The 22982-nt window shown below is 68.3% G+C and carries 21 protein-coding genes; 5 read left to right on the forward strand and 16 right to left on the reverse strand.

Going from position 1 to position 22982, the window contains the following annotated elements; genetic code table 11:
• Window positions 1-4: 4 nt before the first annotated feature.
• From hypA to AC1DSC_RS17435, 13 genes are all read right to left on the reverse strand, one after another.
• Window positions 5-352 carry a hydrogenase maturation nickel metallochaperone HypA gene (gene hypA / locus AC1DSC_RS17375; protein ID WP_307594740.1) on the reverse strand — a complete coding sequence of 116 codons (348 nt, stop codon included), beginning with the start codon at window positions 350-352 and terminating at the stop codon, window positions 5-7.
• Window positions 345-1484: a hypothetical protein gene (locus AC1DSC_RS17380; RefSeq protein WP_369664577.1), complete on the reverse strand. Its 1140-nt coding sequence runs from the start codon at window positions 1482-1484 to the stop codon at window positions 345-347. Before AC1DSC_RS17380 ends, hypA begins: the two co-directional genes overlap by 8 nt.
• On the reverse strand, window positions 1481-2026 hold the full coding sequence (gene hybE / locus AC1DSC_RS17385; RefSeq protein ID WP_369664578.1) for a [NiFe]-hydrogenase assembly chaperone HybE: 546 nt from the start codon (window positions 2024-2026) through the stop codon (window positions 1481-1483). The genes AC1DSC_RS17380 and hybE overlap by 4 nt, the downstream gene beginning before the upstream one ends.
• Complete coding sequence (locus tag AC1DSC_RS17390) at window positions 2023-2265, reverse strand: rubredoxin (RefSeq protein ID WP_412512510.1); 243 nt, start codon at window positions 2263-2265, stop codon at window positions 2023-2025. The genes hybE and AC1DSC_RS17390 overlap by 4 nt, the downstream gene beginning before the upstream one ends.
• Window positions 2262-3128: a hydrogenase expression/formation protein gene (locus AC1DSC_RS17395; RefSeq protein WP_369665087.1), complete on the reverse strand. Its 867-nt coding sequence runs from the start codon at window positions 3126-3128 to the stop codon at window positions 2262-2264. Before AC1DSC_RS17395 ends, AC1DSC_RS17390 begins: the two co-directional genes overlap by 4 nt.
• Window positions 3129-3138: 10 nt before the next feature.
• Entirely contained in the window at window positions 3139-3642 is a 504-nt protein-coding gene (locus AC1DSC_RS17400) for a thioredoxin domain-containing protein (RefSeq protein WP_369664579.1), read from the reverse strand.
• Window positions 3639-3983 (reverse strand): HypC/HybG/HupF family hydrogenase formation chaperone, encoded by a 345-nt coding sequence (locus tag AC1DSC_RS17405; protein WP_062364615.1) that lies wholly within the window; start codon window positions 3981-3983, stop codon window positions 3639-3641. Before AC1DSC_RS17405 ends, AC1DSC_RS17400 begins: the two co-directional genes overlap by 4 nt.
• 7 nt (window positions 3984-3990) lie before the next feature.
• On the reverse strand, window positions 3991-4626 hold the full coding sequence (locus AC1DSC_RS17410) for a HyaD/HybD family hydrogenase maturation endopeptidase (protein WP_307594733.1): 636 nt from the start codon (window positions 4624-4626) through the stop codon (window positions 3991-3993).
• Between the two features lie 4 nt (window positions 4627-4630).
• Window positions 4631-5359 (reverse strand): Ni/Fe-hydrogenase, b-type cytochrome subunit, encoded by a 729-nt coding sequence (gene cybH / locus AC1DSC_RS17415; protein WP_307594731.1) that lies wholly within the window; start codon window positions 5357-5359, stop codon window positions 4631-4633.
• A gap of 30 nt (window positions 5360-5389) precedes the next feature.
• Complete coding sequence (locus AC1DSC_RS17420) at window positions 5390-6007, reverse strand: HupE/UreJ family protein (protein WP_062364608.1); 618 nt, start codon at window positions 6005-6007, stop codon at window positions 5390-5392.
• 29 nt (window positions 6008-6036) lie between these two features.
• Window positions 6037-7893, reverse strand: a complete 1857-nt coding sequence (locus AC1DSC_RS17425) for a nickel-dependent hydrogenase large subunit (RefSeq protein ID WP_062364606.1) — start codon at window positions 7891-7893, stop codon at window positions 6037-6039.
• 34 nt (window positions 7894-7927) lie between these two features.
• The gene (locus tag AC1DSC_RS17430; protein ID WP_062364605.1) at window positions 7928-9019 is read right to left on the reverse strand and encodes a hydrogenase small subunit; all 1092 of its coding nucleotides are present in this window, start codon (window positions 9017-9019) and stop codon (window positions 7928-7930) included.
• 312 nt (window positions 9020-9331) lie between these two features.
• Window positions 9332-10612: a DUF3422 family protein gene (locus tag AC1DSC_RS17435; protein ID WP_369664580.1), complete on the reverse strand. Its 1281-nt coding sequence runs from the start codon at window positions 10610-10612 to the stop codon at window positions 9332-9334.
• Between the two features lie 256 nt (window positions 10613-10868).
• Between AC1DSC_RS17435 and AC1DSC_RS17440 the strand changes: the two genes are divergently transcribed.
• Window positions 10869-11567, forward strand: a complete 699-nt coding sequence (locus tag AC1DSC_RS17440; RefSeq protein WP_369664581.1) for an HAD family hydrolase — start codon at window positions 10869-10871, stop codon at window positions 11565-11567.
• Window positions 11568-11806: 239 nt separating this feature from the next.
• Here the strand turns inward: AC1DSC_RS17440 and adeC are convergent, their stop codons facing one another.
• The 3 genes from adeC to AC1DSC_RS17455 are packed head-to-tail and all read right to left on the reverse strand — an operon-like array spanning window position 11807 to window position 17661.
• The gene (gene adeC / locus AC1DSC_RS17445) at window positions 11807-13267 is read right to left on the reverse strand and encodes an AdeC/AdeK/OprM family multidrug efflux complex outer membrane factor (RefSeq protein WP_018904260.1); all 1461 of its coding nucleotides are present in this window, start codon (window positions 13265-13267) and stop codon (window positions 11807-11809) included.
• Between the two features lie 10 nt (window positions 13268-13277).
• Window positions 13278-16439, reverse strand: a complete 3162-nt coding sequence (locus tag AC1DSC_RS17450; protein ID WP_307594726.1) for an efflux RND transporter permease subunit — start codon at window positions 16437-16439, stop codon at window positions 13278-13280.
• A gap of 13 nt (window positions 16440-16452) precedes the next feature.
• Window positions 16453-17661 (reverse strand): efflux RND transporter periplasmic adaptor subunit, encoded by a 1209-nt coding sequence (locus tag AC1DSC_RS17455; protein ID WP_278878820.1) that lies wholly within the window; start codon window positions 17659-17661, stop codon window positions 16453-16455.
• Between the two features lie 140 nt (window positions 17662-17801).
• Between AC1DSC_RS17455 and AC1DSC_RS17460 the strand changes: the two genes are divergently transcribed.
• The 4 genes from AC1DSC_RS17460 to AC1DSC_RS17475 all read left to right on the forward strand — a co-directional run bounded on the left by AC1DSC_RS17460 (window position 17802) and on the right by AC1DSC_RS17475 (window position 22965).
• Entirely contained in the window at window positions 17802-18425 is a 624-nt protein-coding gene (locus AC1DSC_RS17460) for a TetR/AcrR family transcriptional regulator (protein ID WP_018904257.1), read from the forward strand.
• 54 nt (window positions 18426-18479) lie between these two features.
• Entirely contained in the window at window positions 18480-19862 is a 1383-nt protein-coding gene (gene baeS, locus AC1DSC_RS17465) for a sensor histidine kinase efflux regulator BaeS (RefSeq protein WP_018904256.1), read from the forward strand.
• 234 nt (window positions 19863-20096) lie between these two features.
• Complete coding sequence (locus tag AC1DSC_RS17470; RefSeq protein ID WP_018904255.1) at window positions 20097-21560, forward strand: SidA/IucD/PvdA family monooxygenase; 1464 nt, start codon at window positions 20097-20099, stop codon at window positions 21558-21560.
• A gap of 10 nt (window positions 21561-21570) precedes the next feature.
• Window positions 21571-22965: an MFS transporter gene (locus AC1DSC_RS17475; RefSeq protein WP_018904254.1), complete on the forward strand. Its 1395-nt coding sequence runs from the start codon at window positions 21571-21573 to the stop codon at window positions 22963-22965.
• The last annotated feature ends 17 nt before the right edge of the window (window positions 22966-22982 follow it).

The following is a 22982-nucleotide window of genomic DNA, read 5'->3' on the forward strand; positions in this document are numbered from 1 at the left end:
CTCCTTATGAATCTTCGACTTGCAGTTCGAGCACGCGCAGCTCGGTGCCGCCCGTGGCCTGAAGCTGATGGCTGCGGCAGCGCGGGCAGGCGTCGCCGCGCCGCGTGATCTCGACGCTGGCGCCGCAGGGCATGCACCACGCGGTGCCGGGGGGCTCGAGGATGTCGATCGACGCGCCCTCCAGGCAGGTTCGCGGTGCGATGGCCTCGAGCGCGAAGCGCAGGGCGCGCGTCTCCACGCCGGAGAGCTGTCCCGCCTCCAGCCGCAGGGCGGTCACGCGATGGAATCCCTCGCGGCGTGCCGCGTCTTCGACGAGCTTCAGGATTCCGCCGGCCAGGCTGGCTTCATGCATGGGGCAACTCCGCGGTGGCTGTGCGCGACTCGACCGCGAAGCGCACGCACGGATCGTACGCGGCCATCAGGATGCGCAGCAATGGCCCCGCTTCGCGGCCCTCGGCCGGCATGCGCTCGAGCGCATGCGCCACGGCGCCGAGGGGATGAAAGTTCCAGTCGGTCGGCGCCACGACGTCGTAGCCGGCCACGCGCGGGTCGGCGGGCCGCCCGTCGACCCGTGCGCGATGGATCAGCAGCCCGCGCGCCGTTTCGACCCAAGCCAGCCCTTCGCCGATGCCGGTCTGCAGCGCGCCCGCGGCGAGCCACCCGGCGCCGCCGCGTTCCGCTGCGTCCGGCAGCGAAAGGCGCGCCAGGTCGGCGATGCGGGCGCCCAGCCGTTCCCATGCGCTCGCCGGCGGATCGGCACGCAGGTCGTGCAGGCGGGTCCAGGTTCCGGTCTCGGCGCATCGGCCGCGCCAGGTGGGCGCGGCGGCATCGAAGGCGGTGCCCAGTCCGTCGGCGAGCGCGCGCAGGTCCGCCGGACTGCCGTGGGGGCGCAGCGGTGCCGCTGGCTGCAAGGGGCGACTCCCGAGTGCCGCAGAGGCGTGCAGCAGCGCAGGGAGCCAACCGCGCCCGCGCTCGCTCCATTGCGCGAGCCATTCCGCGGGCTCGCGTTCCCACAGCGCCAGCCAGTCGGCGGGCGAAGCGCCCAGCAGATCCGCGAGCCAGGCAATGCCTTCCGCGTCACCCTTCGATCGCGCGCCATCGGCCAGCCACGGACATCCCAGCAACGAGGTGCGGCTGCTGTCGGCCCATGCGGGCATGGCCCCGGGCACGTGCAACTCGACCGGCCAGTCCAGGCCGATGCGCAGCGCGTGGTCGCGCGCGGTCTCCCGGCGCAGTGCGCGCCGCTGCGCGGCCGATCCGAAGGCTTCCTGTCCTTGGGCCGCTGCCAGCGCCAACGTGGCGCACAGGAAATGGGCGTGGCCGCACAAGGTGAACAAGTTGGCCAGCAGGTGCGGCGCTTCGGCCGCGGACCGGCCCGCCAGCAGCAGGCCGGCGAGCGCACGGCGGTCGCTCGCCAGGTTGTGCGGGCGGCGCAGGCCCGGCCGCACCCGCAGCGTGCCGGCAAGGGTCTGGAGCGTGGTCACGGGGCCTGCCTCTGCGTGGCGCCGCGGCCGAGCAGGAAGCTGCGCCGCGCCGGCGCTGCGGCCACGGGCTCCCCGCTGGCGACGACGGGCTGGCGCAGCTGCGCCAGCAGCGCCGAGGCGGTGGCGATCGCATCGCCCTGCGTGCCGAACTCGAACACGGGCGAGAACAGCGAGCAGGCCTCGAACGACCCGAAGCTGTCTTCGTGCGCGCCGGTGAAGGTGAATTGCTCGTGTCCGACCTTGCGCACGCGCATCGTGCCGACCCGTGCCGGCATGTCGCGGCGCACGAGCGGGAACCGCACGAGGTTCATGAACCAGGGCGTCACCAGCACGCCGGCCGCATGGGCGGATTCCGGAGTGCCCTGCACCGGATCGGGCCCGCGCGAGGGTTCGAGCCTGAAGTCGACAGCCTCCACGCGCAGTGCATTGTTCATGAAGGGCAGGCCGGCCATGCGGGCGTGCGCGATGCCATCGAACAATGCTTCGAAAGCGCGCGTGCGCAGCGTCAGTTCGTCGTGTCCGGGGGCTTGGGTGTGGGTCATGGGCCGCCCACGTTGTCGAGCACCATGAACTGGTCGGCATCGCCGTCGCATTGGGGGCAGCGCCAGTAGGCCGGCAGCGCGGTGAAAGCCGTCCCGGGGGCGATCTGCCAGGTCTCGTCGCCCTCTGCCGGGTCGTACACCCACCAGCAGATCTTGCATTCGAGCCGCGCCGAAGCACCCAGCTTCGCGCGGTCGCCAAGATAGCTGCCCTCGAAGCGCACGGGGCCGGCGATGGTCACGTGCTCTCGATCCACTGGAGCACCTCGGCCAGCCGCTCATGGGAATCCTCCAGGTCTTCGCGCGCGGCCTGCGCGACTTCCGGCAGGTCGCCCACCTCGACCGTGTTCAGGATCACCACGTCCTGCGAGTTGTAGTAGACGACCCGCCAGCAGTTCGGCATGCGGGTGTTCGAGATGCGGCAGTTGCCATAGCCGCGCGACAGGATGAGCACGCGGCCGGTGCCCAGGTGGTGGTCGAGAAAGCCGATGTCCTCCACCGACATCGGCAGCAGCGTGAGGTTGATGACCTGCGCCGGGCAGCCCGGCACCCAGGCGCGCCAATGGTCCTCGATCTCGGCCAGCAGGGCGGGCGCGTTCTGCACGTTGGGCGGCAGCGGGCCAGACCACCTCGGCACCTCGGGCGCGACGTCCTCGCGCGCGACGGCCTTCAGTGCATCGGGGATGGCGCCAAGTTCGATGCTGTCGCTCGCGACGACGCCGTCGAGCGACCCGATGACGCGCCAGACGCCCGCGAAGACGGACTCCTGCACCCGCAGCTCGCGCGGCGGCGTGCCCTCGTGCCGCACCAGGGCGCTGACTTCGCCTTCGCCGAGCACCTGGTTGATGAGGGCGAGATCGCCCGGCGCGAGACCGTCCAGCGCGATGCGGCGGTTGCCGCCTTCACGGCAGACGATCACCAGCTGCGCGAGCGCATCGCGCAGCGCCGCGCGTGCCAGATGGTGGGCCGCGAGCTCCTCGGGCTCCGGCAGCGCGGGCGCGCGGAAGGTTTCCATGCCCTGCGGCATGGCCATGTAGGCAAGCTCCTCTTCCTCGGGCTGCGAGCCGGGGCCGATGGTGCGCACGGGAATGGGGAAGTCTTTCATCATGCGGTCCTCAGTGGCAGGCGCCGGCCGCGCCCGTGGCGCTCACCACCGGAATGCCGATGGTCGGCGCGCGGCCCACCGGGCTCGCCAGGGCGGCTTCGACCCGCTGCAGGAACACGTCCCAGTCGTGCATGCCCGGCACGGTGCCGACGTAGCCGCCGTCGCGCAGGAACAGCAGCGTGGGCCAGCGCTGCGAACCGAAGCGGCGCGCGACCTTGTCCTCCAGGTCGCGCGGCACCACGGCTACCGCAAAGCGGCCCGGAAAGCTGCGCATCAGTTCGGGCAGCACGGCGGCCACGTCCTGGCCTTCGGGAAAGCGCACCGGATCGCCCGCGAACAGCACCACGCGGTCGCCGCCTTGCGCGGACCAGGCGTCGATGCTCTGGTCGTCGACCCAGGTCGCGCCGAAGTCATCGACCAGGCGCGCGATGAGCGCGGAGCCCTCGCGGCGCGTTTCGGGCTGCTGGACCGGGAGGCGCACGAGCGTCTCGGTGCCGGTGGTTTCGAGTGTCATGAAGGGCTTTCGGTGGTTTCGTCGGCAAGGCGCAACGGCGGCTGGCCGCACAGCGCGAGAAGTTCCTGCGTGCTCGCGGCGGAGGGAAGCGCGAACGCAGCCGCGGTGCCTCCTGGGGCGCCGGCCTGCGCCGCCGCGAGCAGGTCGAGCGTGGCGTCGATCTCGGCAGCGCGCCGCGCATCGATGCGCTCGCGGACGCTGTCGAGGAAGACCAGCACCCAGTCGCCAACGGCGGGCTCGGCCACCAGCAAGGTCCGGACGCGGCGCTGCTCGCCCCGCCCGGTGCAGATGGCATGACCCGGCTCGATGGAGAGGATCTGCATGGGAATGCCGATGCACATGATTGGCTCAGGCCGGCTGCCGGGCAGGCGCCGGCAGGAAGCGTTCGTCGCCATGCCGGCAGGCTGCGTCCTCGGCGGGCCGTCCGGCCTCGTAGCGATCGAGGTCGAGCTGTTGGAAGGTCACGGCGTCGGGCCCCGGCAGCGGGTGCCTGCGCGGACGCGGCATGGCGCCCCAGCGGCGCAGTGCGTCGATGCCAAGCGCGAGCGCGTCCTCCATCGCAAGCTTCACGGCCGGGCGCAGGCTGCCGCCGTAGTCGTCGAGTTCTTCCGGCTGGCAACCGACGAGCAGCACGCGCTGCGGATAGCGCTCGGTGAGCTGCGCCAGCATGAGGACCTCCTGGAAGCCGGTCTGGTGCAGGCTCATCTTCTTGGCTCCCATGAAGCGCGGCACCTCGTCGTCCTCGATCAGCTTGAGCGTGCCGGCAGGCAGGCCGTAGTCGATCGCGTCGAAGATCAGCAGCCGGGTGGCCTGCTGCACATGCTGGATCAGGTAAAGCCCCTGCGTGCCGCCATCGATCAGCCCCACATGCGGCGCGAACTCGTAGCGCCGCTGCAGTGCTTCGACGCAGCGCACGCCAAAGCCCTCGTCGGCCCACAGCACGTTGCCGATGCCGAGCACGCAGATTGATTCATCCGGCGGCATGTTCTCAGTCCTTGAACGTGCGGTGGCCGGAGATCATGGTGCTGACCACGCTGGAGCGGCCCATGATGTCTTCACGGATGGCGGCATACACATGCACGATCACGAAGACGATCAGCCCCCACATGCCGAGGTGGTGCCAGGTGTGCACGTCCTGCGACTGCCCGAACAGCGGGATGACCCAGCCGAACAGCCGGTCTTGCCATGAGCCGCGCTGGGCGCCTTCCGCATAAAGGGCGAAACCGGTGACGACCATGAAGATGCACAGCAGCAGGAACCCGAAGAACATCGCGAAGCGCGCCAGCGGGTTGTGGCCCACATAGCGTCCCGGCCGTGCACTGACGAATGCATACCACTTCGCCATGCCCCAGATCTCCTGCCAGTAGATGCGCTGGAAGATCGGTACCCAGAACAGCTCGCGCGCATGGTGGTTGCCAACGACGGCCCAGTAGATGCGCCCGAGCAGGCCGACCGCGAGCACGTAGCCGGCCGCAAAATGCGCGAAGCGGATGTAGCCCATCAGGAAGTTCGCGCTGGCCTCGCCGGGCTGGGTCGGCAGCGGCGAGCCGATGAAATAGCCGGTGACCGCCAGCACCGTGATCGCGAGCGCATTGATCCAGTGCCAGATCCTGACCGGTGCCTCGTACACATAGACCGATTTGATCGACTGGCCGTGCGCCACGCTGCTGTCGTCGACGCTGCGCGCCGGGACCGGGGGGGATGAAGTGGTGTTCATGGCGTGTTCCTGCGTTGGTGCGCACCGGCCTCAGACGCGCGCCGCGAGCATGAAAAGCCCGCTGCCGCCGATCAGCGCGGAGGCGGCGCGCCAGGCCCAGCCCGGCAGCCGCTGCAGCGACGCGCCGGCACACAGGCCCACGATGTGCAGCAGCGTCGAGGCGGCCATGAAGCCGGCCGCGTAGGCCATGAACGAGTGGCCCCCGGCCAGCTCGGCGCCATGGGCTTGCCCGTGGAGCACACCAGCCATCGCGACGAGGGCGAAGCCGGTGACCGGTGCGATGCGCCTGGCGTTCAGCATCAAGGCAGCGAGGGCGGTGACGCTGAGCGCGATGCCGGCCTCGACCCACGGCAGGCCGATGCCGCCCGCGGCCAATGCGGCGCCGGGCAGCAGCGCCGCAAGGAAAACCGCCGGGCCGGCGGTGCGCCACGCCTTGGGCAGAGCGACCACCGACCACATCCCTACGGCCACCATGGCAAGCAGGTGGTCGAGGCCGCCGAAGGGGTGGGCGAGGCCGGCCGCGAAGCTTTCGGCGCCGTGGCCCGGATGGGCCTGGGCCGACGAGGCCACCGCGAGCGCAGCCACGGCGGCCAGGCCCTTGGCGACCGACGTTCGAACGCGAGCGGTCGATGTGGTTTGGATCTGCATGTGCTTGTCTCCGTTGTTTTGGGGTCGATTCATCGCACCGTGACGCTGGTGAGTTCCTGGCCGTCCGGGCTCATCACGTGCGTCGAACACGCGAGGCACGGGTCGAACGAATGCAGCGTGCGCAGGATCTCGACGGGCTGCTCCGGATCGGCCATGGGCGTGTTCATCAGGCTGGCCTCGAACGCGCCGATCTGCCCCTTGGTGTCGCGCGGGCTGCCGTTCCAGGTCGTCGGCACCACGCACTGGTAGTTCTCGATGCGGCCATCCTTGATGCGGATCCAGTGGCCGAGCGCGCCGCGCGGCGCGGCGACCGTGCCGACGCCCTTGGCTTCCTTGGGCCAGGTGGCCGGGTCCCACTTCTCGACGTTGGCGGTGCTGGTGTCGCCGGCCTTGATGTTGGCAACCAGTTCCTGGAAGTCGTCCAGCATCATCTCGGCGCAGTACTGCGCTTCGAGGGCGCGCGCGAGCGTCCGGCCGATGGTCGTGGGCAGCAGCTGCTTCACCGTGTACTGGGTCTCGGGCATGCCCAGCGCCTTCGGGAACACCTTGTTGATGATCGCGGCGGACAGGTCAACCTGCTCCTTCACGCGCTGGCAGTGCGGATTGCCTTTTGCCGCGTGCGCGTAGCCGAGGATGTAGCGTGACAGCGGCCCCACCTCCATGGCATGGCCGCGCCAGCGCGGGGACTTGATCCACGAGTACTTGGCGCTTTCGTCCAGCCGCTCGATGTTGGTTCGCGTGCCCTTGGTCTTCGCGCCGAGTTCGTAGTTGGGCTCGGTCACGCCGTCCCAGGGATGCAGGCCCTTCGATTCGTCGGCGTACTTGTACCAGCTGTGGTTGACGAACTCCTGCACCTGCTCAGGGTCGCGCGGATCGACCGGCAGGATTTCGTTCCAGTTGCCGCCCAGGATCGCACCGCCGGGCAGCTGCTGGGTCTTGCGGTCGCCCATCACCTTTTCGTAGGTGCCGTAGTCCATCACGTTGGTGGCCGAGAGGCCGCCGCCGTAGAGCCATCCGGCTTGCTTGTAGATGGTGCCGATGGCGAGCACGTCGGGGATGTACACGTTGTTGTTGAACTCGATCATTTCGCGGATGCGCGCCTCGATGAAGTTCAGCCGCTCCATGTTGACCGGTGCGCCCGCCGCGCCGTCCTTGTCGATGTTGATGGCGCAGGGCACGCCGCCCACCAGGTAGTTCGGATGCGGGTTCTTTCCGCCGAAGATGGTGTGGACCTTGACCCACTCCTTCTGCAGGTCGAGTGCCTCGAGGTAGTGCGTCACCGCCATGAGGTTGGCCTCCGGCGGCAGCACGTAGGCCTTGTTGCCCCAGTAGCCGTTCATGAAGGGGCCGAGCTGCCCGCTCTCGACGAACTTCTTGAGCCGATTCTGGATGTCGCGGAAGTAGCCCGGCGACGACATCGGATGCGAAGGCGACACGGTCTGCTGCAGCTCCGACGTCTTCTTCGGGTCGGCCTTGAGCGCGGACACCACGTCGACCCAGTCGAGCGCATGCAGGTGATAGAAGTGCACGGCATGGTCATGCTCCTGCAGCGTCTTGGCCATGATTTCGCGGATCAGGTAGGCGTTCTTCGGGATGGTGATGCCGAGCGCATCCTCCACCGCGCGCACCGAGGCCAGCGCATGGCAGCCCGTGCAAACGCCGCAGATTCGCTCCACAAAGGCCCATGCGTCGCGCGGGTCGCGGCCCTTGAGGATCACTTCGAGGCCGCGCCACATCGTGCCGGTGGACACGGCGTTGCGGATCACGTTGTTGCTGTCGACGTTGACTTCGCAGCGCATGTGGCCCTCGATGCGCGTCACCGGGTCTACCACGATGCGGCGGCCCGTGTCGTCCATCCTGAAGCCTTGTGTCTCGTATGCACTCATTTGTTTTTTTCCTTGCCGTGGGAGCGTGGGGGAGTCAGCGCCCGGTGTCGGCCGGTGCCTGGGTGTCGTTCTTTTTCTGCGCGGCGCGCTTGATCGCGGATGCAGCGGCGTGCGCGACGGCGGCCGCTCCGACCACGCCGGCAGCGGTCGCGCCGACCTGGTCCGCGTTGGCCTCGACACCGAACTGGTGGATGTCGGTCAGGCGGTTGTAGAACGAGCCCTTGTCCCAGAAGCCGTCCTCCGAGCAGCCGATGCAGCCGTGGCCCGCCTTGATCGGAAAGCTGGTGCCTTCGTTCCACTGCACGGTCGAGCAGGCGTTGTAGGTGGTCGGGCCCTTGCAGCCGACCTTGTAGAGGCAGTAGCCCTTGCGCGCGGATTCGTCGTCCCAGGCCTCGACGAACTGCCCGGCGTCAAAATGCGGTCGGCGGTAGCACTTGTCGTGGATGCGCTGGCTGTAGAACATCTTCGGGCGGCCCTGGCGGTCGAGCTCGGGAATCCGGTCGAAGGTCAGCATGTAGGTGATGACGCCGGTCATGACCTCTGCGATGGGCGGACAGCCCGGCACCTTGATGATCGGCTTGTCGAAGATCACCTTGTGGATGGGGGTGGCCTGCGTCGGGTTCGGCTTGGCGGCCTGCACGCAGCCCCAGGAGGCGCACGAGCCCCACGAGATGATCGCCTTCGCGTCCTTGGCAACATGCTTGAGCTGGTCGATGAAGGGCTTGCCGCCGATGATGCAGCTCATTCCATCCTGGTTGAGCGGCGGGTTGCCCTCCACGGCCAGGATGTAGTTGCCCTTGTACTTCTTCATGATCTCTTCGAGGATCGCCTCGGCCTGGTGTCCGGCGGCGGCCATCAGCGTGTCGTCGTAGTCCAGCGAGATCATCGACAGCACCACGTCCTTGGCCAGCGGATGCGCCGAGCGGATGAACGACTCCGAGCAGCAGGTGCATTCGAGGCCGTGGAGCCAGAGCACCGGCGTGCGCGGCTTGGTTTCCATCGCGTGGGCGATCTGCGGCACGAAGGCCGGCCCGAGCCCCAGGGATGTGGCGGTCAGCGAGCAGTACTTGAGCAGGCTGCGGCGCGAGATGCCCTGGCGGCGCATCACTTCGTAGAACGTTTCCATCGTGTGCTGTCTCCTTGCCTTTGCGGCGATGTCGTGGACAGCGGACCTGCGAGGGGCCGGCGACCCCAGGCGATGCCTGCTGCCCCCTCTTCATCGCAACTTGCGGACCAGTGCGAAAGCCCCCAAGGGAATACCCTGCGGGGGCGCGGCAACTGCTTGATTTGATTGGGCAAATGCGAGCGACACGGCAAGCGCGAGTCAGCGTCCGGGCGGCATGCCGACGCAGCGCTTCCAGTCCGGCCGCCAAAGTGCAAGCACTGCTTCCACCAGCGTCCGCGGTCCGGGTGGCAGCCCGGACAGATGCGGTGTGGCCTAGCTGTCCGCCGACTGGTGCAGATGCCGGCGCAGCCGGCGCATGTTGAGCAGCACGAGCAGCGCGATCGCCGGCACGGCCACCAGCGTCACCGCGGTTTCGGGCCAGTCCATGGCCTTGGCCAAGGGCTTGAGCAGGTAGTTGGCGAGGCCGACGCCGTAGTAGGTCATGGCGATCACCGACAGGCCCTCGACCGTCTCCTGCAGCCGCAGCTGCAGGCCCTGGCGCCGGTCGAGCGAGCTGAGCAGCGCCTGGTTCTGGCGTTCGCGCTCGACCTCGGAGCGCGTCTGCAGCAGCTGCGCGGCCCGCGCGATCCGCTCGGACAATTGCGCCTGCCGCCCGGCCGTGGCCGCGCAGCTGTCCATGGCCGGACGAAACCGGCGCTCCATGAATTCGGACAGCGGCTGCAGGCCCGGCACCACCGCCTCGCGCAGATCGACCAGACGCTGGTTCACGATGCCGCTGTAGGCGCGGGTGGCAGCGAACCGCGCGCTGTTCTCGGCCATCGCGTGCTCGACCTGGGCCGCCAGCGTGACGAGCTCGTGCAGCAGGACCTCGTCGCGGTCCGCCGCATCGTGGAAGCGGGCCATCAGCGAGGCCAGCTGCGTTTCTTCGGCCGCGAGCTGGCCCATGCGGCGGGTGGCAAGCGGCAGGCTGAGCAGGGCCATCATGCGGTAGGTGTCGACTTCGATCAGCCGCTGGACGGTGCGGCCCGCGCGCCGCCGGTTCATGGCGTGGTCGAACACCAGGAAGCGCGTCACCCCGGCTTTGGAGCGAAGGTCCGACACCACGGTGGCCGCACCTTCGGCGACCCGGTTGCCTACCAGCAGATCGCTGCCGAAGAGCGGCGCCACCAGGCGCGCATGGGGCGGATCGCCGGGGCAGGGGAGCACGGCCAGCTGCGTCGCAGAGATCATGCGGCCGGGCAGCGTGGCCAGCCAACCGTGCGGCAAGGCAGCGAGCCAGCCGGTGTCAAAAGCCCCGTCCATCGCGAGCTCGCCAAGATCGGCGAACACGGTAAAGGTGTGGAACTCCGTGTGGCGCTCCCAGCGCACGCGCAGCGCGCCGCAACGCACCTGGCACTGCGTCGCGGTGCCTGCTCCGGAGGCGTCGCCGTCCAGCCGCGCCAGATGCGCAATGCAACGCGCATCGTCGTCCGGGCCCGCGCGCAGCGTCGCAATGGCCAATGCGGCGCCCGGCGTGGAAAGCGGCTCGAACGGGCGTGCGTGGATTTCGTCGGCCAGCTGCTGGCGTCCTTCGACTTCTGTCGGCAGTTTCATTTGGGGTTCCGGCAAGTGCACGTTTCTTGGATGCGTCCGAGCTCGCGCCCAGTTGCGCGTGGATCGGGATTGGGCCACATGGACCAGGAATTGCATGAAGGCGGCACCGCGCGCGGGGCTGCCAGCTCAGGAAATCGACGCGCTTGATCATGAATAGGACGAGAATTTCCATGGCCGATGACTCCAGCTCTTCCTTGCGAGCAAGGAGAGTACCTGCGGGCGCCGTCGCGCCATTGTGGCTTGCGAGGCCGACGCGATGACGTTCGAGGCGATCGCCTTCGACCTGGATGGGACGCTGGTCGACAGCGCCGGCGGCGTTGCGCTGGCACTCAACACGGCGCTGCACGAAGCCGATCTGCCTTGCTTCGATCTGCAGCGCGTGCGCGGTTGGATCGGCAACGGGCCTGACGTGCTCATCGAGCGCGCGTTGCGTGCGATCGACTTGCAGGACATCGACACAGCGTGGCTGTCGGCGCGCGTGCGCCGTAATTTCGACGCGATGGTGCTGGGCTTGCCATTTGCCGAATGCTCGATCTATGCAGGTGTCGAAGAGCTGCTGGAGCAACTCGGGCGCAAGAACGTGCCGCTGGCCGTGATCACCAACACGCCGACCGTGCTCGCCCGGGCGGTGCTGGAGGAAGCCGGGCTGCTCGGCTATTTCACCACGGTGCGCGGTGCCGACACGGCGGCGCTTCGCATGCCATCGCCGCTCTTGATCGAGCAGGCTGCAACGGTGCTCGGAACTCGTCCGGAGCACATGTTGATGATCGGGGGCTCGGCCAGTGCTCGCCAGGCGGCTTGTGCTGCCGGATGCCGTGCGGCCTGGGCCGGCTGGGGCTATGGCCTGCTCGGCAGCGAACAGGGCGACACCGTCTGGCGCCTCGACACGCCCGCGGACCTGCTGGTTCGCATGGCGCTGCCGCAGACTCGTCGCCGTGGGCGGCCGGCAGCCTGAACGCGTCGGTGACGAACGAACCGGTGCGGGAGCGACACGCCGCTGCCGCGCCAGCCAGTGGTGCGGTCACACGGCTGGCATCATGCCGCCAGAAGCGGAAGGACGCTGTCCATTCCGGTCCGCGGCAACGGGACTGGATCGCGCGCCGGCTCGTCGCCGGTGTGCGGGTCCGGCTTGCACCGCTTCATGAGAGGCCTGCGCCGAAGCCCCGAAGGGAAATTTGCAGGCATCTTCTCTCTTCAGGAAGTCGTATCCGGCGACTTCGCAGCCACGGGAGTGCCCGTGGCCTCGTTCCATCCGCCCCCCAACGTCTTGTAGAACGTCACCAGGTTGGTCAGGCGCGACAGCCGGGTGCCGATGAGGTTCTGCTGGGCGGTGTAGAGCGAGCGCTGCGAATCGAGCACGCTCAGGTAGCTGTCCACGCCGCGCTGGAAGCGCGCCTGCGACAAACGGTAGCTGTCCGCCGTTGCATTCACCAGCGACTCCTGCGCGTCGAGCTGGCGCCCGAGCGTACCGCGCTGCGCGAGAGCATCCGAGACTTCGCGGAATGCGGTCTGGATCGCTTTCTCGTACTGCGCCACCGAGATGTCGCGGCTTACCGTGGCGATCTTGAGGTTGGCGCGGTTGGCGCCGCCGTCGAAGATCGGCAGCGTGACCTGCGGCGCGAAGCTCCAGCTGCCCGAGCCGCCCTTGAACAGGCCCGAGAGCTCGCTGCTCGACGTGCCGGCCGATGCGGTGAGGCTGATGCGAGGATAGAAGGCCGCACGCGCGGCGCCGATGTAGGCATTGGCCGCCTTGAGGTCGCGCTCGGCCTGCAGGATGTCGGGGCGGCGCTGCAGCAGCTCCGAGGGCAGGCCCGGCGGAATGGTGGCCAGCGGGCTTGCGGCCAACGCCGCCGCGTCGGACAGGGCCTGTGGCAGCAGTGCGTCCGGCACCTCCGCGCCGACGAGCAGCGCCAACGCATTGCGGTCCTGCGCCACCTGCGCGGTGTAGCGCTCGACGTCCACGCGCGCGGCGTCGACGCTGGTCTGCGCCTGGCGGAGCGTGAGCGCCGAGGCTGCGCCCAGCTCGAAGCTGCGCTGGTTGAGGCGGTACGAATCGCCCTGGCTCTGGAGCGTGTCGCGCGCGAGCTTCAGCCGGTCCTGGTCGGCGGCCAGCGTGAGGTAGCTGGTCGCCACCTCGGCCACCAGGCTGATCTGCGTGCTGCGGCGCGCCTCGGCCGTGGAGAGGAACTGCTGCAGCGCCTGTGCGCTCAGGCTGCGCACGCGGCCGAACAGGTCGATCTCGTACGAACTGAATCCGAGCGATGCGCTGTACTGGCGCGCCGTGAGCGCCTCGCCCGTAGACGACAGGTCGGCCGGGGTGCGGCTGCCGCTGCCGCCGGCGCTGGCGTTCACGGTGGGGAAGAGCGCCGCATCCTGCACCCGGTACTGGGCCCGGGCCTTCTCGATGTTCAGCACCGCGACGCGCAGGTCGCGGTTGTTGGCCAGGCTCATCTCGATCACGCGCTGCAGCGAGGGATCGGTGAAGACATCGCGCCAGCCGAGCTCAGCGATTGGCGTGGCGGGCGCCGGGTCGGCGCCCGCGTCGCCGGCGAACCGACCGGGCACCGGTGCCACGGGCTGCTGGTAGGCGGGCATCAGGCTGCAGCCGGCCATCAGGGCGGCGAGCGCAAGCGGGGTGAAGCGAAGGAGTTTCATGGCGAAGACCTCAGGATGCGGCCGCAGCCGGGTGTGAATGTGAGGCCGGCTCGGCGAAATCGCCTTGGTCCTTGCCCTTGAACAGGCCGCGCACCAGCACGAAGAAAAGAGGCACGAAGAAGATCGCGAGGACAGTGCCCGACAGCATGCCGCCGATCACGGCCGTGCCCAGCGCATGCTGCGCGCCGGCCCCGGCGCCGCTTCCCAATACCAGCGGCAGCACGCCGAGGATGAAGGCCAGCGAGGTCATGAGGATGGGGCGCAGGCGAAGCCGCGCGGCTTCCAGCGCCGACTCGACCAGTCCCTTGCCCTGTGCGTGCAGGTCCTTCGCGAACTCGACAATCAGGATGGCGTTCTTCGATGCGAGGCCGATCGTGGTGAGCAGGCCCACCTGAAAGTACACGTCGTTCATCTTCCACGTGAGGATCGCACCGACCAGCGCGCCCAGCACGCCGAGCGGCACCACCATGATCACCGAGAACGGAATGGCCCAGCTCTCGTAGAGCGCCGCCAGGCAGAGGAACACGATCAGGATCGACAGCGCGTACAAGAGGCCGGTCTGGCCGCTCGAGGCCTTCTCCTGGCGCGACAGGCCGGTCCATTCGTAGCCGATGCCCGCGGGCAGCTTGGCCACCGCCTCCTCGACGATGGCCAGCGCCTCGCCGCTGGAAGCGCTGCCCGGCATGGCCATGCCCAGGATCTCGATGGAGGGAACCCCGTTGTAGCGCTCCAGGCGCGGCGAACCCGAGCTCCAACCCGCCTTGGCGAATGAAGTGAAAGGCACCATGGTTCCGGCGCTGTTGCGCACGTACCAGCGGTCGATGTCCTCGGGCAGCATGCGGTACTGCGCATCGGCCTGCAGCATCACCTTCTTCACGCGGCCCTTGTCGATGAAGTCGTTGACGTAGCTGCTGCCCCAGGCGGCCGAGAAGGTGTCGTTGATGTCGGCCATCGAAAGGCCCAGGGCCTGCGCCTTGTGCGGATCGATCTCGAGCCTGAACTCGGGCGTGTCCTCCATCCCGTTGGGACGCACGGCCACCAGGCGCTTGTCGTTGCCGAGCGTGGCGAGCAGCTGGTTGCGCGCCTGCATCAGGGCTTCGTGCCCGAGGTTGGCGCGGTCCTGCAGCATCAGGTCGAAGCCGGTCGCGTTGCCGAGCTCTGCCACGGCCGGTGGTGCGAAGGCAAACACCTTGGCGTCGCGGATGGTGTTGAAGAAAGCGCCGGCCTTCGCTGCCACGCCCGTCACGCTCAACGCTTCGCCCTTGCGCTCGTCCCAGGGCTTGAGCTTGATGAAGGCGAAACCGGTGTTCTGCCCGCTGCCCGCAAAACTGAAGCCCGCCACCGTGAAGATGCCGGAGACCGCATCCTTCTGGTCGACCAGGAAGTGCTGCTCCACCTGGCGGATCACTTCTTCCGTGCGTGCATTGGTCGCGCCCGGCGGCAACTGCACCAGCCCGAACATCGTGCCCTGGTCCTCGTCCGGCAGAAAACCCACCGGCAGCTTCATGAAGCCGAACACCACCGCCGCCAGCAGGACCGCGTACAGCACCATGTAGCGCCAACCCTTGCCCATCATGTGCCGCACGATGCCCTGGTAGCGGCCGTTGCCGCGGTCGAAGCTGCGGTTGAACCAGCCGAAGAAGCCGGTGCTCGCCATCGCATGGCCCTTGGGCACCGGCTTGAGCAGCGTGGCGCACAGCGCCGGCGTGAGCACCAGCGCCACCAGCACCGACAGCGTCATCGCCGAGACGATGGTGATCGAGAACTGCCGGTAGATCACGCCCGTGGAGCCGCCGAAGAAGGCCATCGGCACGAACACCGCCGCCAGCACCAGGGCCACGCCGACCAGCGCGCCGGTGATCTGGCCCATCGACTTGCGCGTGGCCTCCTTCGGCGAGAGGCCTTCCTCGGTCATCACGCGCTCGACGTTCTCCACCACCACGATGGCATCGTCCACCAGCAGGCCGATGGCCAGCACCATCGCGAACATGGTGAGCGTATTGATGGTGAAGCCGAAGGCCGCGAGCACGCCGAAGGTGCCGAGCAGCACCACGGGCACCGCGATGGTCGGGATCAGCGTGGCGCGGAAGTTCTGCAGGAAGAGATACATCACCAGGAACACGAGCACGATCGCCTCGACCAGCGTCTTGACGACTTCCTCGATCGAGATGCGCACGAACGGCGTGGTGTCGTAGGGCTTCTGCACCTTCATGCCCTGCGGAAAGAACTTCTCGAGCTCTGCGACGCGGGCGTCGACCGCCTTGACCGTGTCGAGCGCGTTCGCGCCAGCCGCCAGCTTGATGGCCAGGCCGGCGGCCGGCTTGCCGTTGTAGCGGCCGACCGTGTTGTACGACTCGCTGCCCAGCTCGATGCGCGCCACGTCGCGCAGACGCACCTGCGCGCCGTTGGTCTGCGTGCGCAGCAGGATGTCCTCGAACTCCTGCGCGGTCTTCAGGCGCGTCTGCGAGGTGATGGTCGCGTTGAGCTGCTGGCTGCCCGCGGCCGGCATGCCGCCGAGCTGGCCGGCCGACACCTGCGCGTTCTGCGCCTGGATCGCGCTCTTCACGTCCAGCGGCGTGAGGCTGAAGTTGGCGAGCTTGTTCGGGTCGAGCCATACGCGCATGGCGTACTGCGAACCGAAGAGGGTGGTGTCGCCCACGCCCTCGACGCGGCTGATGGCGTCCTGCACGTTGGCGGCCACGTAGTCCGACAGGTCGGAGCCGTTCATGCTGCCGTCTTCCGAGGTGAAGGCCAGCACGTTCAGGAAGTTGGTGGCCGACTTCGTGACGGTGACGCCTTGCTGCTGCACTTCCTGCGGCAGCAGCGGCGTGGCCAGCGAGAGCTTGTTCTGCACCTGCACCTGCGCGGTGTCGGGGTCGGTGCCGTTCTCGAAGGTGAGCGTGATGGTGACCGAGCCCGAGGACTCGCTGGTCGAGGCCATGTAGCTCAGCCGGTCCAGCCCCTTCATCTTCTGCTCGATGACCTGGGTGACGGTGTCTTCCAGCGTCTTGGCCGAAGCGCCGGGGTAGTTTGCCGTGATCGCGACGGCAGGCGGCGCGATGCTCGGGTACTGCGCGATCGGCAGCGTGGCGATGGACATGACGCCGCCCAGCATCACGATGATGGCGAGGACCCACGCGAAGATGGGGCGGTCGATGAAGAAACGTGCCATGGCGGTCTCTCGATCAGTTCGCCGCGCCAGCGGATGACGGCGGGGCGGCCTTGGCCGTTTGGGTGCCCGGCTTGGAGCTGGGGCTCCACTGCACCGTCTTCACCTCGACCCCCGGCGCCGCGCGCTGCTGGCCGTCCACCACCAGCTTGTCGCCGGCCGCGAGGCCGCTCTTCACCAGCCACTGGTCGCCGACGGCGCGCTCGGTCTCGAGCGCGCGCCGCTGCAGCTTGTGCTGGGCGTCCACCACGTAGGCCATCGGCTTGCCGGAGCCGTCGCGCGACACCGCCTGCTGCGGCACCATGAGCGCCTGCTCCTTCACGCCTTCCTGCAGCACCGCGCGCACGTACATGCCGGGCAGCAGGTCGGCATCAGGGTTGGGAAACACCGCGCGCAGCGTGATGGCGCCGGTGTTCTGGTCCACCGTGACATCCGAGAACTCGAGCTTGCCTTCGATGGAATACGCACTGCCGTCTTCCAGCAGCAGCCGCACCCGGGCGGCGTTGGCGCCGCTCTTTTGCAGGTCGCCGCGCGCCATTGCCTGCTTGAGTTGGAGCACTGCGGCGCTGGGCTGCGTCAGGTCCACGTAGATCGGATCGAGCTGCTGGATGGTCGCCAGCGCGGTCGACTGGCTGGCCGTGACCAGCGCGCCGGGCGTGACCGTTGACTTGCCGATGCGTCCCGAGATCGGAGCATCGATGCGCGCATAGGCGAGATTGATGCGGCTCGTCTCCGCGTTGGCCCTGGCCGCGGCAACGTCGGCCTCGCCTTGCTGCAGTGACGCGGCCGCGTCGTCGTAGTCCTGCTGGCTCACGGCCTTGATGGCGACCAGTTCCTTGTAGCGCTCGGCCTTGAGCCGCGTGGTCCTCAGGCTGGCCTCTGCCTTGGCAAGCGCGGCGACGTTGCTGTCGTAGCTCGCCTTGTACGTGGCGGGGTCGATCTGGTAGAGCGCCTCGCCGGCCTTCACGTAGCTGCCCTCGCGGAACTTGCGGGACTTCACGATGCCGCCGACCTGCGGGCGCACGTCGGCGATGAGGAAAGGCACGGTGCGCCCCGGCAGTTCGGTGGAGATGGCCACGCGCTGCGGCTGCACCGTGACGATGCCGACCTCGGGCGTGCCCGGCGCCGGCGGCGGACCGCCGGGCGGCTTGCCGCAGGCGACCAGCAGGAAGGTGGACACGATGGCCGCGGCAAAGGTCAGGCCATAGGTGAGAGGGGGACGCATCGCGATTCTCCTGGGGAAGGGGCCGGGCGGTGGGGCCGGCCATGGGTTAATTAGACAGTGCTGTACTGAAATGTATTTTGACTTCCAGCGAGTTGTCAATCAATAATGAGCACCTGTGTACAGAAATAAAGAGAAACGAGATGCGAGTCAAGACCGAAGCCAAGCGCGATGCCATCGTCCAGGTGGCGTCGGAAGTCTTCAGGGAACTGGGGTTCGAGGGCGCCTCGATGGTGGAAATTGCCGCACGCGTCGGCGGCTCGCGGGCAACGCTCTACGGCTACTTCAAATCCAAGGAGGAACTGTTCGTTGCCGTGATCCACGCCTCGGCGAAGATCCACTTCGAGCCGATCTTCACGGCGCTGGCAGAGGAGGGCGATGAAGATCTCGCGCGCGTGCTGCAGCGGTTCGGCGAGAAGGTCCTGGCCGTGGTGTGTTCGCAAGAGGTCATCCAGGCGCACAGGGCCGTGATCGCCGAATCGGGCCGCAGCGACATCGGGCGGCTTTTCTTCGAGGGAGGGCCCAAGAAGGGCCTCGCCGAGGTGGCGGGTTTCCTGGAGCGGCAGATGCGCAAGGGCCGCCTGCGAAGCGCCGATCCCACCACGGCGGCACACCACCTGATGGCGCTGCTGGACTCGGAAACCGTCAGGCCGAGTCTCCTGGGCATCCAGGGGCCGCTGACCCGCAGGGAACTGCGGGAGGCGACGCGCCGTGCCGTGCAGGTGTTCCTGGGTGGCTACGCCTCGGCCATCCAACCCGCGGGATGACGGCGGCCGGGACGCCTCCATGCACGCGGTCCGATCGGCAAGCCTCTCGCTCTCATGAAATTCGGCATCCGGGCAAAGCTCTTCCTGTTCGTTCTGCTGGCCTGCGCTGCCGTGGTCGTGGTGCAGGCCATTGCCATGCGGCTCGTGATGGAGCGCGGCTTCCTGGGCTATCTCAACCAGCAGAGCCGCACGCGGCTGGAAGAGATCGTTCCACGCCTCGCGCAAGCCTATGCCGTTCGTGGCAGCTGGGACTTCCTGCGCTCCGACTCCCGGGAGTGGGTGAATCTGGTGTTGCCTTTTCTCCAGGAAGCGAAGGGTGATCCTGCGCTCCAGGAGGCGGCTTCCAACCAGACCGGCGCACTTACGCGCGTGGGCCTGCTGGACGCGCAGATGCGCCGTGTGGTCGGCAATCCGGGCATCGACACCCATTCGATCCGCGTGCCCGTCGTGGTCGAGGGACGGACAGTAGGCTGGATCGCGACGGTGCCGTTCGAGGCGGTGCTTCCGAAGAACGACAAGCGCTTTCTCGAACACCAGTTCACCGCCTTGACGATGGTCGGACTCGGATCGCTTCTCGTGGCGGCCTTGCTCACTCTCATCCTTGCGCGCACGCTGCTGCGGCGGGTTCGGGATATGGCCCGGGCCACGCACCGCCTGGCCGCAGGAGACTTCGCGTCGCGCATTGCCGATGGCGCCCATGACGAACTCGGGGCGCTGGCACGTGACTTCAACCACATGGCCCGGACGCTGGAGCATGCCGATCGCGCGCGGCGGGGCTTCATGGCGGATATCTCCCATGAACTGCGAACGCCGCTCGCGGTGCTGCGCGCGCAACTCGAGGCAATCCAGGATGGCATCCGTTCATCCACGATCCAGTCGACCAACGCCATGCACATGGAGGTCGAGCGGCTCGGCAAGCTGGTCAACGATCTGCATGACTTGTCGCTGAGCGACGTCGGCGCCATGGCGTACCGGCGGGTTCCCGTCGATGTGGGCACGGTGCTCCAGGCGGCGGCCGAGAGCATGCGGCAGCGGCTCGACGCGGCGTCGCTGCAACTGGTACTGCAGATTGCAGAGGTGCCGCTGATCGTCAGTGGCGACGAGGTGCGCCTGCATCAGCTGTTCGGCAACCTGCTCGAGAATTCGCGCCGCTATACGGATGGCGCCGGCATGGTCCGCGTGGGCTGCGCCCGGCACGGCGCCGCCGCGCTCATCCTCATCGAGGACAGCGCGCCCGGCGTGCCCGACGACAAACTGGAGAAGCTGTTCGAGCGCTTCTACCGCGTCGAACAGTCGCGCAATCGCGCGACCGGCGGCAGCGGCCTCGGACTGGCCATCTGCCGCAACATCGTGCAGGCCCATGAAGGGCGCATCACGGCCTCGGCGTCGCAGTGGGGCGGACTTCGCATTGCGATCGAGCTGCCGCTGATCCGGTGATGCGTCTACGTTGCGGGGATCGGAGTTCCGATTCGCGTCAGCAATGCCAAAGAAGAAAGACGGATTTGCGTATGCGGATTCCGTGCTTCGCTTTTCGCACCAATGGCTGAAGAATCGCCTGTCTTGCCTTCGGGGTGAGTGTCTCCTCGTCGTACCCAAAGCGACGTTTCGCGGGCCCCCTGGGTCCGTTTTTTTTGCACGCACATGCGTGCTTCACGACGACAGGCACTGCAAATGAGTTCCTCTTCCTCCTCCAGCAATCCCGACCACGCCGCGCAGGAAGCGCTGCGCCTGCTCGGCCCCGCGCCCGCCAACTGGGTGCCCGCGCATGCCGGCATCGACCACAACGTGGTCGTCGTCGGCGGGGGCCAGACCGGCAGCGCCTTCGCTTTCGCGCTGCAGCGCGCGGGCGTCGGCGGCGTCAGCGTGATCGATGCGGCGGCCGATGCATCGCAGGCCGGCGTATGGCGCGCGCGGGCGCGCATGCACAAGCTGCGCACGCTCAAGAACCTGGTCGGCCCCGAAGGCCCGGTCACGGCGCTGGGCTTCCAGGCCTGGTACGAATCGCGGCACGGGCAGGCGGCCTATGGCGCCATCGACCGCATTGCGCGCACCGCCTGGGCCGAGTACCTGGACTGGTTCCGCAGCATCACCGGCACGGCGGTGCGCTACGGCACGCGCCTGATCCGCTTCGAGCCGGCGGAGGGTGGGGCGGTGCCGCACTTGCGGCTGCACCTCGAAGTGAACGGTGAGCCGCGCACCGAGACCGCACGCAAGCTGATCTTCGCGAACGGCGTGGCCGGCAGCGGCGCGCCTTTCATTCCCGACCTGCTGGCAACGGCGGTGAGCCACGGCCTTGCGGCCCACACCGGCCACGCGATCGACTTCGCGGCGCTCGCAGGCAAGACCGTGGCCGTGATCGGCGCCGCCGCATCGGCCTTCGACGCAGCGGCCGTGGCGCTCGAAAGCGGCGCCGCAGCGGTGCACCTGTTCGCACGCCGCAATCGGCTCGCGGCCACACCGGTCGCGCGCGTGCGCAGTTATCCGGGCTTCTACGACAACTATCTTGCGCTGCCCGATGCCACGCGCTGGCACCATGCGGCACGCTACCGCCGGCTTGGCACCACGCCGCCGCTGGATTCGGTGGAGCGCGTGCTGAAGTTTCCGAACTTCCATCTGCACCTGGCCGCGCCCTGGCAGGGCGCAGAGGTGCAGGGCGGCAAGATCGTCGCCTTGGTGCACGACGAGCGCTTCCACTTCGATTTTGCGATCGCCGCAACCGGCTACACCCACGAACTCTCGCAGCACCCCGAGCTGGCCGGCATTGCCGATCTGGTGCTGCGCTGGCGCGACCGCTTCGAGCAGCCCGCGCACGAGCGCGACGACGAACTCGGCGCCGCACCCTACCTGGGCGCAGGACTTGAGTACCTCGAGAAGACGCCCGGTACCGCGCCCTGGCTGCGCGACATCCACACCTACAACCCCGGCGGATTCGCCAGCACCGGACTGCCGCTGGGCGACGTGCCCAGCATCCGCGGCTACGTGCCCGCGGTGGTGCGCCGCATCAGCGAGGACCTGCTGTTGACCGACCTCGCGCTGCACGAGGAGCGCACGCGCGCCGAGGTGCCACCCGACTTCGACGAATCGCTCTATGCCGGTGCCATCTGGCAGGCCGATGCGCGGCGGCTCGCGGCCTGAACGGGGCCGAGTGGGCACCGGATCGGAAGGTCTGCGGAGCATCGCGGCGCCGCCATGGACCGGCGCACGCAGCACGGGCATCGGCTGGACCCTGGCCGCAACGAGCTTCGGGTTCGTCGTGGTTCAGCTCGACGTGACCATCGTGAACGTCGCGATGCCGCAGATCGGCAAGGACCTCGGCGCCGGCGCAACCGGCCTGCAATGGATCGTCGACGCCTACACGCTGGCCTTCGCCGCGCTCTTGCTCACGGCGGGCTCCTTTGCCGACCGCTTCGGAAGCCGGCGCGTCTTCAGCCTCGGGCTGGTGCTGTTCGGGCTGGCCTCGCTGTCCTGCGCGCTCGCGCCTTCCATCGGCGTGCTGATCGTGGCGCGCGCGGCACAAGGCATCGGCGCCGCGTTGATCCTGCCTACTTCGCTCTCGCTGCTCTCGCATGCCTGTGCCGGCGACGCGGCGGCCAGGACACACGCCATCGGATGGTGGAGCGCCATCGGCGGCGTGGTGAGTGCCGCGGGGCCGGTGGTCGGCGGCGCGCTCACGAGCGGCCTCGGGTGGCGCTCGATCTTCTTCGTGAACCTGCCGATCTGCGCCCTCGGTCTCTGGGCCACGCGCCGCTACGTTGCCGAAACCGTGCGCGTGGCCACGCAGCGGCTGGACATCACCGGGCAGGTGCTGGCCATCCTCGCGCTCTTCTTCCTCACGCATTCGGTGATCGAGGCCGGCGTGCATGGCTGGGCCGCGGCGTCCGTGCTGTCGGGTTTTGCCGTTGCGGCGGTGGTCATCGCGGCGTTCGTGTTCACCGAATCGCGTGTGGCGGAACCGATGATTCCGCTCGGGCTGTTCCGCAACAAGGCCTTCTCGGCCTCGATCATGCTGGGCGTTGTCATGAACCTCACCTTCTACGGGATGATCTTCGTGCTGAGCCTGTACTTCCAGAACGCCAAGGGCTACACGCCGACCCAGACCGGCTTCGCCTTGCTGCCGTTCGTGGTGATCATGCTGGCAAACCTCGCGAGCGGCCACCTGGCGCGGCGCTACTCGCCCCGGGTACCTGTGGTCGCGGGCTTGCTGCTCCTTGCGCTGAGCTCGGGGTTGCTGCACGGCATCGACGAGACCACGCCCTACCTGCGCATCCTGCCCAGCCTGCTGCTGATGGCCATCGGCGCCGGCATTGCCACGCCGGCGCTGATCTCGCGCACGCTCGCGAGCGTGGAGCCCACACGCTCGGCGACCGCCTCCGCCATCCTCGGTGCTGCGCGCCAGGTCGGCAGCGCCATCGGCATCGCGCTGTTCGGCGCACTGGTGTGGGGGCTGCCGGCGCAGCTGGCCGCGGGGGCCTCGGTTTCGTTCGACCTGTCGACGCTGTTCAGGCTCGCGGGCGTGCTGCTCGCTGTGGTGTGCCTGTGAGATCTTTTTTCGGCCAG

It is taken from the genome of Variovorax sp. 01N425 (genome assembly GCF_056399465.1).

Coding starts and splice junctions, on each gene's coding strand:
- AC1DSC_RS17470 (WP_018904255.1), top strand. CDS start 20,097: ATGAGTTCCTCTTCCTCCTCCAGCAATCCCGACCACGCCGCGCAGGAA.
- hypA (WP_307594740.1), bottom strand. CDS start 352: ATGCATGAAGCCAGCCTGGCCGGCGGAATCCTGAAGCTCGTCGAAGAC.
- AC1DSC_RS17405 (WP_062364615.1), bottom strand. CDS start 3,983: ATGTGCATCGGCATTCCCATGCAGATCCTCTCCATCGAGCCGGGTCAT.
- AC1DSC_RS17455 (WP_278878820.1), bottom strand. CDS start 17,661: ATGCGTCCCCCTCTCACCTATGGCCTGACCTTTGCCGCGGCCATCGTG.
- AC1DSC_RS17400 (WP_369664579.1), bottom strand. CDS start 3,642: ATGACACTCGAAACCACCGGCACCGAGACGCTCGTGCGCCTCCCGGTC.
- AC1DSC_RS17420 (WP_062364608.1), bottom strand. CDS start 6,007: ATGCAGATCCAAACCACATCGACCGCTCGCGTTCGAACGTCGGTCGCC.
- AC1DSC_RS17425 (WP_062364606.1), bottom strand. CDS start 7,893: ATGAGTGCATACGAGACACAAGGCTTCAGGATGGACGACACGGGCCGC.
- AC1DSC_RS17410 (WP_307594733.1), bottom strand. CDS start 4,626: ATGCCGCCGGATGAATCAATCTGCGTGCTCGGCATCGGCAACGTGCTG.
- AC1DSC_RS17450 (WP_307594726.1), bottom strand. CDS start 16,439: ATGGCACGTTTCTTCATCGACCGCCCCATCTTCGCGTGGGTCCTCGCC.
- AC1DSC_RS17460 (WP_018904257.1), top strand. CDS start 17,802: ATGCGAGTCAAGACCGAAGCCAAGCGCGATGCCATCGTCCAGGTGGCG.
- AC1DSC_RS17430 (WP_062364605.1), bottom strand. CDS start 9,019: ATGGAAACGTTCTACGAAGTGATGCGCCGCCAGGGCATCTCGCGCCGC.
- cybH (WP_307594731.1), bottom strand. CDS start 5,359: ATGAACACCACTTCATCCCCCCCGGTCCCGGCGCGCAGCGTCGACGAC.
- AC1DSC_RS17395 (WP_369665087.1), bottom strand. CDS start 3,128: ATGAAAGACTTCCCCATTCCCGTGCGCACCATCGGCCCCGGCTCGCAG.
- adeC (WP_018904260.1), bottom strand. CDS start 13,267: ATGAAACTCCTTCGCTTCACCCCGCTTGCGCTCGCCGCCCTGATGGCC.
- AC1DSC_RS17435 (WP_369664580.1), bottom strand. CDS start 10,612: ATGAAACTGCCGACAGAAGTCGAAGGACGCCAGCAGCTGGCCGACGAA.
- hybE (WP_369664578.1), bottom strand. CDS start 2,026: ATGACCCACACCCAAGCCCCCGGACACGACGAACTGACGCTGCGCACG.
- AC1DSC_RS17440 (WP_369664581.1), top strand. CDS start 10,869: ATGACGTTCGAGGCGATCGCCTTCGACCTGGATGGGACGCTGGTCGAC.
- baeS (WP_018904256.1), top strand. CDS start 18,480: ATGAAATTCGGCATCCGGGCAAAGCTCTTCCTGTTCGTTCTGCTGGCC.